The following is an 11,142-nucleotide window of genomic DNA, read 5'->3' as shown; positions in this document are numbered from 1 at the left end:
CCGCGGCCCAGAGGGCCGCGGGGAGCGACCGCTCACACGCCGCGACACACCCGGACGGCGGCAACGCGGTGGCCGCCGCACGGCCGGGCGACCGGAACATTAGACTCGTCGGATCGGCACAAGCCCGTACGGCTCGACCAGCAAGGAGGCACGGGTGGCTCTGCTGACCCGCATCACGGGACCGCGCGATCTCGACCGGCTCGGCCCCGAAGAGCTCGACCGGCTCGCCCGGGAGATCCGGGCCTTCCTCGTCGAGGCGGTCTCCAAGACCGGCGGCCACCTCGGACCCAACCTGGGCGTGGTCGAGCTGACCATCGCCCTGCACCGGGTCTTCGAGTCGCCCAGGGACAAGGTCCTCTTCGACACCGGACACCAGAGCTACGTCCACAAGCTGCTCACCGGGCGGCAGGACTTCTCCGGACTGCGGGCCAGAGGCGGCATCTCCGGCTACCCCTCGCGGGCGGAGTCCGAGCACGACGTCATCGAGAACTCCCACGCCTCCACCGTGCTGGGCTGGGCCGACGGACTGGCCAAGGCCAACCAGGTACTGGGCCGCGAGGACCACCACGTGGCCGCGGTCATCGGCGACGGCGCGCTCACCGGCGGCATGGCCTGGGAGGCGCTCAACAACATCGCCGCCGCCAAGGACCGCCCCCTGGTCATCGTCGTCAATGACAACGAGCGCTCCTACGCCCCCACCATCGGCGGCCTGGCCAACCACCTGGCCACCCTGCGCACCACCGACGGCTACGAGCGCTTCCTGGCCCGCAGCAGGGACCTGCTCAACCGCACCCCGGTCGTCGGCAGACCGCTGTACGAGACCCTGCACGGGGCCAAGAAGGGCATCAAGGACGTCATCGCCCCTCAGGGCATGTTCGAGGACCTGGGCCTGAAGTACCTCGGCCCCATCGACGGCCACGACATAGCGGCCCTGGAGTCCGCCCTGACGCGCGCCAAGCGCTTCGGCGGCCCGGTCATCGTCCACTGCCTGACGGAGAAGGGCCGCGGCTACCAGCCCGCCGTCCAGCACGAGGCCGACCGCTTCCACGCCGTCGGCGTCATCCACCCCGACACCGGGCTGCCGGTAGCCGCCTCCGGCGCCGACTGGACCTCGGTCTTCGGCGACGAGATGGTCGAACTCGGCCGTGAGCGCGCGGACGTCGTGGCCATCACCGCCGCGATGCTCCAGCCCGTCGGCCTGCGGAAGTTCGCCGAGACCTTCCCCGACCGCGTCTACGACGTGGGCATCGCCGAGCAGCACGGCGCCGTCTCGGCGGCCGGGCTGGCCACCGGCGGACTGCACCCGGTCTTCGCCGTCTACGCCACCTTCCTCAACCGCGCCTTCGACCAGGTGTTGATGGACGTCGCCCTGCACAGGTGCGGGGTGACGTTCGTGCTGGACCGGGCCGGGGTCACCGGCACCGACGGCGCCTCCCACAACGGCATGTGGGACATGTCGATCCTCCAGGTCGTCCCCGGACTGCGGATCGCCGCCCCGCGCGACGCCGACCAGCTGCGCGCCCAGCTCCGCGAGGCCGTCGAGGTGAAGGACGCCCCGACGGTGGTGCGCTTCTCCAAGGGCGCCGTCGGCCCGTCCGTGCCCGCCGTCTCCACCGTCGGCGGCATGGACGTGCTGCGCGAGGCACGGACGGAGGAGGGCGAGCGGCCGGACGTGCTGCTCGTCTCGGTCGGCGCGCTGGCCCCGATGTGCCTGGAGGTCGCCGACCTGCTGGGGAAGCAGGGCATCTCCACCACCGTGGTGGACCCGCGCTGGGTCAAGCCGGTCGACGAGGCGCTGCCGCCGCTGGCGGACCGCCACCGCGTCGTGGTCACCGTGGAGGACAACGTCCGGGCGGGCGGTGTCGGTTCGGCTGTCGCGCAGGCGCTGCGCGACGCGGGCGTGGACGTGCCGCTGCGCGACTTCGGCATCCCCGCGAAGTTCCTGGACCACGCATCCCGCGGCGAGGTGCTCGCCGAGATCGGCCTGACCGCGCCGGACATCGCCCGCCAGGTCACCGGTCTGGTCGCCAAGCTCGGCGGCCGCTACGGCACCGGGGGCGCCGATGACGCCCGGCGCGCCGAGGACGTGGACGGCCTCGGCGCACAGACCGCCCGCGACTGACGCGACCGGGCCTCCCGGCACGCCGCACCGGCGGCGGGGACGGCGGCGGGGACGGATAGGTTGTAACCCATGCCGACCGCCTCCGACCCGCCCCGGTCCGTGCGGCTGCCGGGCGCCCGCACGGCGCCGGCCGGGACCACGCGGGTGCGGGAGCCCGTCGTCCGCCGTCCGGCCGTCGGCCCCGCCGTCCGGCCGCCGTCCGGACCCCCGGGCCGTCCGCGCCCGTTCTGGCCGTGGCTGCTCCCGGTGCTCCTGCTGTCGGCGGTGCTCACCCGCCTCCCGTCCTTCCTGCGCCCGCTGTGGAACCCCGACGAGGGCTTCCTCGCCACCCAGGCCCGGATGCTCACGGACGGCGGGACGCTCTACGACACCGTCGTGGACCGCAAACCGCCCCTGGTGCCCTGGCTGTACCAGGGCGCCTTCGCGGTCTTCGGCGACTCCTCGCTGTGGCCGGTCAAGGCGGCGGCGGTGGCGGCGGTGGTGGCGACCGCCGCGCTGCTGGCCTCGCTGGCCCGCCGCCGCTGGGGCGAGCGGGCCGGACGGGCCGCCGGCGTGCTGTTCGTCCTGGCCTCGGTGGGCCTCAACCCCGAGGACGCCCAGGCGGCGAACTTCGAGGTCTTCATGCTGCCGTTCACCGCGGCGGCCGTCTGGTGCGCCGACCGGAGGCACTGGACGGCCGCGGGCCTGGCGGTCGCCGGAGCCTTCCTGGCCAAGCAGACGGGCGGCGTGGTCCTGCTGCCGGTGCTGTTCCTGCTGTGGCGCTCGGCGCCGCCCGGCGACCCCCGGCGGGCCGCGCTGATCCGGCTGGGCGCGGGCTGCGTACTGCCGGTGGCGGCGGTGGCCGCGGCCTGCGGCTGGTCCCGCTTCCTGTTCTGGACGGTCACCGGATCGGGTGCGTACGCCTCCTTCACCGGCTCGGAGCTGCACGTGCTCGGCCGGGGCCTGGTCAACACCGCCATCGCGGCGGCGGGCTCCGCGGGGCTGCTGGTGCCGCTGGCCGCGGCGCTGCGCCACCGCCCGCCGCGCCGGCGGCGGGTCCTGACGGCGGATCTGTGGGCCTGGCTGGCGGCCTCCGCGGTCGCCGTGGTCTCCGGCTTCCACTTCTTCGGCCACTACTACCTCCAGCTGCTGCCGCCGCTGGCCCTGCTGGGGGCGGGCGCCCTGCACCTGCTGGGCGACGAGTGGACACGCCGGGCCGCGCTGTGCGCGGTGCTGTCGTGCACGCTGTTCCTGGGCTGGAGCGCGGCCGCGGGCAGCGCGGAGCTGGACCATGCCCGGAAGGTGGCCGACGCCGCGCGACGGCACGCCGGACCGCAGGAGAAGGTGCTGCTGTGGGGCATGCACCCGGAGGGCTACTGGCTGGCCGACCGCCGTCCCGCCAGCCGTTACCTCACCGCCGGCCTGCTCACCAACTTCAGCGGCGGCCGGGACGGGCCCCGGGTGGGCCAGCGGTACGGCATTGAGGGCGGTTGGCACACCTTCCGCGCCGAGCTGTCCGAGGACCCGCCGAAGGTGATCGTCGACGACTCGCGCGGCCGGCCGTACGAGCCCTCCCGGATGCCGACGCTGCGCTACCTGCTCGCGGCGCACTACGAGCGAGCGGAGCGGGTGGACGGCGCGGTGGTCTACGTGCTGCGGCCGGAGCGCGGCGGGCGCGAGGAGCGTGAGGAGCAGGCGGAGGGGCGCGCGGCCGACGCCCGCTGAGCGGCGGGAGGCGAAGCCCGGGAGGGGAGCCGGGGAAGGTCAGCGCACCGAGCGCGGCCCGGCCGCCTCGGCGCCCAGCGCCGCCACCCGCTCGCGCAGCCCGCGGTCGGCGGTGACCACCGTGCAGGGCCGGCCGCGGCCCTCGGCCGCCACCAGTTCCACGATCCGGTCGTCGCCGCTGCCGGGCGCGTCCACCACCCGCACCCCGGGGACGGAGGCCACTCCGCGGGCGGCGCCCTCCACCACGAGCACGATTTCCTCGCCGCCCTCGCCGCCCTCGCCGCCCGCACGGTCTCCGTCGGCCCGGGCCGCGAGGCGGTCCCGCAGCCGCTCGGCGGCGCCGCGCCGGTCCCTCCACCAGCCGTCCGGCACCGAGCCGACGACGTTGGCGGCGTCCACGACGAGCAGAGGGCGAAGGCATCCGGGCATGGCCCAAGCCTGCCACGGCCACCGCTCCGAACCCCCGCGCACGCGACGGCGCCCGCCCGCACTCGGGGTGCGGACGGGCGCCGTGGACGGGAAGCGGCGGAGGGCCGCCCCGGTGCGTCAGTTCGGGACGCTCGCCACGCCCGGCTCCAGGAACCGCTTGCCGTCAACGCGCTCGGAGACGCCCCCGCGGTCCAGGTACGGCGTGATGCCGCCCAGGTGGAAGGGCCAGCCCGCGCCGGTGATCAGGCACAGGTCGATGTCCTGGGCCTCGGCGACGACGCCCTCGTCGAGCATCAGACGGATCTCCTCGGCGATCGCGTTCAGCGCACGCTCGCGGACCTGCTCCTCGGTCAGCACCGTGTCGCCGGTCTCGAACAGGGCGGCGACCTCCGGGTCCAGCTCCGGCTTGCCGGAGTCGTACACGTAGAGGCCGCGCTTGCCCGCCTCGACGACGCGGCCCAGGTTCTCCGAGACGGCGAAGCGGTCGGGGAACGCGGCGTGCAGCGTGCCGGCCACATGGTGGGCGACGGCCGGGCCGACCAGCTCCAGCAGGACGATCGGCGACATGGGCAGGCCCAGGGGGGCCAGCGCCCGGTCGGCGACCTCGACGGGGGTGCCCTCGTCGATGGAGCGCAGCACCTCGCCCAGGAATCGGGTCAGGATGCGGTTGACGACGAACGCCGGGGCGTCCTTGACCAGCACGGCTGTCTTCTTCAGCGACTTGGCGACCGCGAAGGCCGTCGCCAGCGAGGCGTCGTCGGTCCGCTCGGCGCGGACGATCTCCAGCAGCGGCAGCACGGCAACGGGGTTGAAGAAGTGGAAACCCACGACCCGCTCGGGGTGCTTGAGCTTGCTCGCCATCTCGGTGACCGACAGCGAGGAGGTGTTGGTGGCCAGGATCGCGTGCTCGGGCACGACCGCCTCGACCTCGGCGAACACCTGCTGCTTGACGCCCATCTCCTCGAAGACGGCCTCGATGACGAAGTCGGCGTCGCCGAAGGCGGCGGCCTTGTCCAGGGAGCCGGTGACCAGGGCCTTGAGGCGGTTGGCCTTGTCCTGGTTGACCCGTCCCCTGAGCAGGAGCTTGTCGATCTCCTCGTGGACGTAGCCCACGCCCTTGTCGACACGCTCCTGGTCGATGTCGGTCAGCACGACCGGCACCTCCAGGCGGCGGGCGAACAGCAGCGCCAGCTGGGAGGCCATCAGGCCGGCGCCGACGACGCCGACCTTGGTGACCGGGCGGGCCAGCTTCTTGTCCGGGGCGCCGGCCGGGCGCTTGGCGCGCTTGTTGACCAGGTTGAAGGCGTACAGGCCGCTGCGCAGCTCGTCGCCCATGATCAGGTCGGCCAGGGCGCGGTCCTCGGCGTCGAAGCCCTGCCGCAGGTCGCCGTTCCTGGCCGCCGCGATGATGTCCAGCGCGCGGTAGGCGGCCGGGGCCGCGCCGTGCACCTTGGAGTCTGCGATGGCACGCCCGCGTGCGACGGCCTGGTCCCAGGCCTCACCGCGGTCGATGTCCGGGCGCTCGACCTCGAGCTCGCCGCGGAGCACCGAGGCGGTCCAGATCAGGGACTGCTCCAGGAAGTCGGCGCCGTCGAAGATCGCGTCGGCGATGCCGAGCTCGAAGACCTGCTCACCCTTGAGTTGCTTGTTCTGGTTGAGAGAGTTCTCGATGATCACCGAGACCGCGCGGTCGGCGCCGATCAGGTTCGGCAGCAGGGTGCAGCCGCCCCAGCCGGGGACCAGCCCGAGGAAGACCTCGGGGAGGGAGAAGGCCGGGACGGCCCGCGAGACGGTCCGGTGGGAGCAGTGCAGACCCACCTCGACACCGCCGCCCATCGAGGCGCCGTTGTAGTAGGCGAAGGTCGGCACGGCCAGGGAGGACAGCCGCTTGAAGACGTCGTGGCCGCCCTTGCCGATGGCCAGCGCGTCCTCGCGGCTCCTGACGACCTCCACGCCCTTGAGGTCGGCGCCCACGGCGAAGATGAACGGCTTGCCGGTCACACCGACGCCGGTGATCTCGCCCCTGGCGGCCTCGGCCTCGACCTGGTCGATCGCCTTGTCGAGGTTGACCAGCGACTGCGGGCCGAGCGTGGTGGGCTTGGTGTGGTCCAGGCCGTTGTCCAGGGTGATGAGCGCGAAGCGGCCCGCGCCCCCGGGGAGGTCGAGATGGCGCACGTGGGCGGTGGTGACGACCTCGTCGGGGAAGAGCTCGGCCGCGCCCTTCAGCAGTTCGGCGGTGTTGCTCACTTGCCCTCCCAGTGGGGGTTCTCCCAGATCACGGTGCCGCCCATGCCGAAGCCGACGCACATGGTGGTCAGGCCGTAGCGGACGTGCGGCTGCTCCTCGAACTGTCGTGCGAGCTGCGTCATCAGACGCACACCCGAGGAAGCCAGCGGATGGCCGAACGCGATGGCGCCGCCGTACTGGTTGACGCGCGGGTCGTCATCGGCGATGCCGTAGTGGTCCAGCAGGGCCAGCACCTGGACGGCGAAGGCCTCGTTGATCTCGAACAGACCGATGTCGCCGATCGACAGACCGGCCTTGGCCAGCGCCTTCTCGGTGGAGGGGATCGGGCCGACGCCCATGACCTCCGGCTCCACACCGGCGAAGGCGTAGGAGACCAGGCGCATCCTGACCGGCAGGCCCAGTTCGCGGGCCACGTCCTCGGCGGCGAGCAGGGAGGCGGTGGCGCCGTCGTTGAGACCGGCGGCGTTGCCCGCGGTGACCCGGCCGTGCGCGCGGAAGGGAGTCTTCAGACCCGCGAGCTGCTCCAGGGTGGTGCCCGGGCGCATCGGCTCGTCGGCGGTGGCCAGGCCCCAGCCCGTTTCCGCCCCTCCCCCTCCGGGCTGGGGAGACCCCATGGCCTCCTCGCTCGTGCGGCGTACGGAGACCGGCACCAGGTCGGCCTGGATCCTGCCGTCGGCGTACGCCTTGGCGGCCTTCTCCTGGCTGCGCACGGCGTACTCGTCGGCGCGCCGCTTGGTGATGTGCGGGTAGCGGTCGTGGAGGTTCTCCGCGGTCATGCCCATGAACAGGGCGGACTGGTCGACCAGCTTCTCGGAGACGAAGCGCGGGTTGGGGTCCACGCCCTCGCCCATCGGATGGCGGCCCATGTGCTCGACACCGCCCGCGACCACGACGTCGTACGCGCCGAAGGCGATCGACCCGGAGGTCGTCGTCACGGCGGTCATGGCGCCCGCGCACATGCGGTCGATGGAGTAGCCCGGCACCGTCGTCGGCAGCCCGGCCAGGATGCCGGCGGTGCGGCCCAGCGTCAGGCCCTGGTCGCCGATCTGCGTCGTCGCGGCGATGGCGACCTCGTCGATGCGCTCCGGGGGCAGGTCCGGGTTGCGGCGCAGCAGCTCACGGATGCACTTGACGACCATGTCGTCGGCGCGCGTCTCGTGGTAGATGCCCTTCGGGCCCGCCTTGCCGAACGGGGTCCGGACGCCGTCGACGAAGACGACGTCCCTAGCGGTACGAGGCACGTTGGCTCTCCTCCAGGGGTGCGGTGGTACGCCGTACGGCGCGCTTCCCGGAGCTTATGCTACTTGTCGGTAACCCTCAGGGGGGAAGCCCCCTCCCGAGCGAGTCGCACGTCACACTCCCACGCGCCCCCGGCCGCTTCGCACGGTGGCGGGAAACCGGGCCCGCCCCCGTGGGGGACGGGCCCGGAAAGGGACGCACCGCGGCCTGCTCCGGCCGCCGTGCGCGGCCGGCGACGGTCAGACGCCCTGCATCCCCTGGTAGATGGCGAAGCCGAGGATCATCCCGACGACCAGGCCCGCGATGGAGACCCCGAGGGCGACCTTGCCCAGCCGCTCGCCCTTGGACGTGGCGATCGCACCGCAGACGATCCCCGCGATGCCGAAGAGCGGCGGGCAGAAGATGAAGGCGACGCAGCCGAGCACGATGCCGACGATGCTGAGCGTGTTGGACGGGTTCGGCGGCTGCGGCTGGTTCGGGTAGTTCGGGTAGGACATTCCTCATCCCCCTGGATTGTCAGCTGGCGATCACCCTATGCGGCACCCGCGCGTGAACGGAAGACCGGTCCCGGTCAGAGGTCGGACGGGACGGCCGACAGGGCCGCCGTCAGCAGCGGCGCCGTCTGCTCGACCTGCCACTGCCGGGCGCCGAGGGCGTACAGCGCCCGCGCGACCGCGGACTCGGACGCCTCGCCCGGGGGCTCCCAGCACAGCCGCCGCACCGTGTCGGGGGCGAGCAGGTTCTCCTGGGGCAGCCTCAGCTCCTCCGCGCGCGCCTTCACCGCCGCCCGCGCCGCGGCGAGCCGGGCCGCGGCGACCGGGTCCTTGTCGGCCCAGGCGCGCGGAGGCGGCGGCCCGGACGGTGTCAGGGCGGGGGAGGGCAGCCCGGACTCGGGCAGGGCACGGGCGCGCTGGACCGCGGCCAGCCACTGCTCGAGCTGCCTGCGTCCCATCCGGTGCCCGTATCCCGGCAGCGCGGCCAGAGCCTGCGCGTCGGCGGGCATCGCCAGCGCGGCCTCCACGATGGCCGCGTCGGTGAGCACCTTGCCCGGCGAGACGTCGCGGCGCCGCGCCACCTGGTCGCGGGCCGTCCACAGCTCCCGCACGGCCGCCATCTGCCGCCGCCTGCGCACCTTGTGCATGCCCGAGGTGCGGCGCCAGGGATCCTTGCGGGGGGCGGCCGGCGGGGCCGCCGCTATGGCGGCGAACTCCTGGTGCGCCCACTCCAGCTTGCCCTGGCGCTCCAGCTCCTCCTCCAGGGCGTCGCGCAGGTCGACCAGCAGCTCCACGTCCAGCGCCGCGTACCGCAGCCAGGGCTCGGGCAGCGGTCGGGTGGACCAGTCCACGGCGGAGTGGCCCTTCTCCAGGGAGTAGCCCAGGACGTTCTCGACCATCGCGCCGAGGCCGACGCGGGCGAAGCCCGCGAGCCGTCCGGCCAGCTCGGTGTCGAACAGCCGGGTGGGGCGCATGCCCGTCTCGCGCAGGCAGGGCAGGTCCTGGGTGGCGGCGTGCAGCACCCACTCGGCGTCCCCGATCGCCTCGCCGAGGGCGGTCAGGTCCGGGCAGCCGACCGGGTCCACCAGTGCGGTCCCCGCGCCCGCGCGGCGCAGCTGGACGAGGTAGGCGCTCTGGCCGTAGCGGTACCCGGACGCCCGTTCGGCGTCGACGGCCACGGGCCCGCGGCCCGCGGCGAAGGCTTCCACGACCCCGGCGAGGGCCTCGGGCGCGGCGGTCACGGGCGGGACGCCCTCGCGCGGTTCCAGCAAGGGGACCGGCGCCGGACCTTCCTCCTGTGCGGGAGGCCGAGCTGCGTTGCTTATGGAGGTCTCTTGGGCGTCGGTCACGCGACAAGGGTATCCATGCGCACGCGGTGCGCGATGTCCGCCGACGGAACGTGACGAGGTCGGACGCGGCGCACCCGCCCGCCCGGCCGGGGAGCCGGCCGGGCGGGCGGGTGCGGATCGCGGCGGTGAAGGGGTCGGAGCGGTGCGGGGCCGTGGGGGCGGGGTCAGTGGATGATGCCGGTGCGCAGGGCGACCGCTACCATGCCGGCGCGGTCGCCGGTGCCCAGCTTGCGTGCGATCCGGGCGAGGTGGCTCTTGACGGTCAGGGCCGACAGGCCCATGGAGACGCCGATCGCCTTGTTGGACTGGCCCTCCGCCACCAGCCGCAGCACCTCGATCTCCCGGCCGGAGAGCTCGCGGTAGCCGCCGGAGTGGCCGGGGGCGCCCGGCGGGCGGCGGTGCATACGGGCTGCGGCGCCGATGGGCGCGGTACCGGGGCGCCCGGGATGACCGGGATGACCGGGGTGGCCCGGGGTGCCGCGGGTGCCGGTGACGACATAGCCCTTGACACCGCCCGCGAGGGCGTTGCGCACGGCGCCGATGTCGTCGGCGGCGGAGAGGGCGAGGCCGTTGGGCCAGCCCGCCGCCCGGGTCTCGGACAGCAGGGTCAGGCCGGACCCGTCGGGCAGGTGGACCTCGGCTACGCAGATGTCGCGCGGGTTGGCGACACGGGGGCGGGCCTCCGCGATCGAAGACGCCTCGATCACGTCCCGGACACCTAGCGCCCACAGGTGGCGGGTGACGGTGGAACGGACCCGGGGGTCGGCGACGACGACCATGGCCGTCGGCTTGTTCGGGCGGTAGGCGACCAGGCTTGTGGGGTGCTCAAGAAGAACGGACACCGGGCCTCCTGGGGAGTGGAGAGCGGACGGAAGCCGACTACTGGGGGAAGTCGGGATGGGGTTGAGCCCCGTGAGGGGGTCACAGAATCCTTCGGCACTCCGCCGGTCCGTCTTTAGGGAATGATCACGAATGAGTGAGTGAAAAATTCCGGCAAATCGGACAGGAGATCGATCCGGGGAACCATCAGAGTGGCTGCGGGCCCCGGCGCTGCGGCAGTGGTACGACGGCCGCCCCCTCGCCCTCCTCCGGCGGCAGCCCCGCGCACTGGCACAGCAGATCGCACCAGGCCGCCAGGTGTCCGGCCGCGGCCTCCCCCGTCCCCTCCCGAAGAGTCCACGACGCGCGGATCTCCAGCTCCGAGCGCACCGCCCGGTCCGCCAGCTCCCCGAAGGAGTGGGAGTCCGCCCGTGTCACCGTGCCGCCCTCCGCGACGTACTCGGCCGACCGCGCCTCCAGCGCGCCCGTCAGCCACGACCAGCTGACCTCCGGCAGCAGCGGGTCCTGCGCCATCTCCGGCTCCAGCTGGGCGCGGGCCAGCGTCACCACGCGGAACGAGCCCCGCCACGCCTCCTGCCCCGCGGGGTCGTGCAGCAGCACGAACCGCCCGTCGGCCAGCTCCTCGCCCCCGGCCTCGACCGACGCCTCCACCGCGTGCGCGAACGGCGCCAGCCTCCTGGGCGGCGGCAGCGGGCCCAGCCGCACCTCCGGGCGCGGC

General features: G+C 73.8%; 9 protein-coding genes. 2 read left to right on the top strand and 7 right to left on the bottom strand.

From position 1 onward, the window contains the following. Positions 1-154 precede the first annotated feature (154 nt). The gene (gene dxs / locus LJ221_RS20800) at positions 155-2,122 is read left to right on the top strand and encodes a 1-deoxy-D-xylulose-5-phosphate synthase (protein WP_241718254.1); all 1,968 of its coding nucleotides are present in this window, start codon (positions 155-157) and stop codon (positions 2,120-2,122) included. Positions 2,123-2,191: 69 nt separating this feature from the next. Further along, a complete protein-coding gene (locus LJ221_RS20795) occupies positions 2,192-3,826 on the top strand; it encodes a glycosyltransferase family 39 protein (protein ID WP_241718253.1) in 1,635 nt (544 codons plus the stop codon). Positions 3,827-3,865: 39 nt separating this feature from the next. Here LJ221_RS20795 and LJ221_RS20790 read toward each other — a convergent pair whose 3' ends face one another. The 7 genes from LJ221_RS20790 to LJ221_RS20760 all read right to left on the bottom strand — a co-directional run. Then, positions 3,866-4,255 carry an NTP pyrophosphohydrolase gene (locus LJ221_RS20790; RefSeq protein ID WP_241718252.1) on the bottom strand — a complete coding sequence of 130 codons (390 nt, stop codon included), beginning with the start codon at positions 4,253-4,255 and terminating at the stop codon, positions 3,866-3,868. A 117-nt stretch (positions 4,256-4,372) separates the two neighbouring features. Beyond that, a complete protein-coding gene (locus tag LJ221_RS20785; protein WP_241718251.1) occupies positions 4,373-6,502 on the bottom strand; it encodes a 3-hydroxyacyl-CoA dehydrogenase NAD-binding domain-containing protein in 2,130 nt (709 codons plus the stop codon). Beyond that, a complete protein-coding gene (locus LJ221_RS20780) occupies positions 6,499-7,743 on the bottom strand; it encodes an acetyl-CoA C-acyltransferase (protein WP_241718250.1) in 1,245 nt (414 codons plus the stop codon). Before LJ221_RS20780 ends, LJ221_RS20785 begins: the two co-directional genes overlap by 4 nt. Before the next feature lie 237 nt (positions 7,744-7,980). Next, complete coding sequence (locus LJ221_RS20775) at positions 7,981-8,238, bottom strand: hypothetical protein (protein ID WP_241718249.1); 258 nt, start codon at positions 8,236-8,238, stop codon at positions 7,981-7,983. Positions 8,239-8,312: 74 nt separating this feature from the next. Beyond that, positions 8,313-9,584: an HRDC domain-containing protein gene (locus tag LJ221_RS20770; RefSeq protein WP_374228519.1), complete on the bottom strand. Its 1,272-nt coding sequence runs from the start codon at positions 9,582-9,584 to the stop codon at positions 8,313-8,315. 164 nt (positions 9,585-9,748) lie between these two features. After that, positions 9,749-10,426 (bottom strand): response regulator transcription factor, encoded by a 678-nt coding sequence (locus tag LJ221_RS20765; protein ID WP_241718248.1) that lies wholly within the window; start codon positions 10,424-10,426, stop codon positions 9,749-9,751. Positions 10,427-10,610: 184 nt separating this feature from the next. Beyond that, positions 10,611-11,142: DUF3000 domain-containing protein (locus LJ221_RS20760; RefSeq protein ID WP_241718247.1), on the bottom strand; the 532-nt coding region annotated here is incomplete at its 5' end.

This window comes from Streptomyces sp. CNQ085 (assembly GCF_022614595.1).
Taxonomy (GTDB): Bacteria; Actinomycetota; Actinomycetes; order Streptomycetales; family Streptomycetaceae; genus Streptomyces.
This window is presented reverse-complemented; position numbering and strand designations above follow the sequence as displayed.

What these genes read in the sequence shown, in the direction of transcription:
- LJ221_RS20775 (WP_241718249.1), bottom strand. Translation starts at nt 8,238, where the DNA reads ATGTCCTACCCGAACTACCCGAACCAGCCGCAGCCGCCGAACCCGTCC.
- LJ221_RS20790 (WP_241718252.1), bottom strand. Translation starts at nt 4,255, where the DNA reads ATGCCCGGATGCCTTCGCCCTCTGCTCGTCGTGGACGCCGCCAACGTC.
- LJ221_RS20795 (WP_241718253.1), top strand. Translation starts at nt 2,192, where the DNA reads ATGCCGACCGCCTCCGACCCGCCCCGGTCCGTGCGGCTGCCGGGCGCC.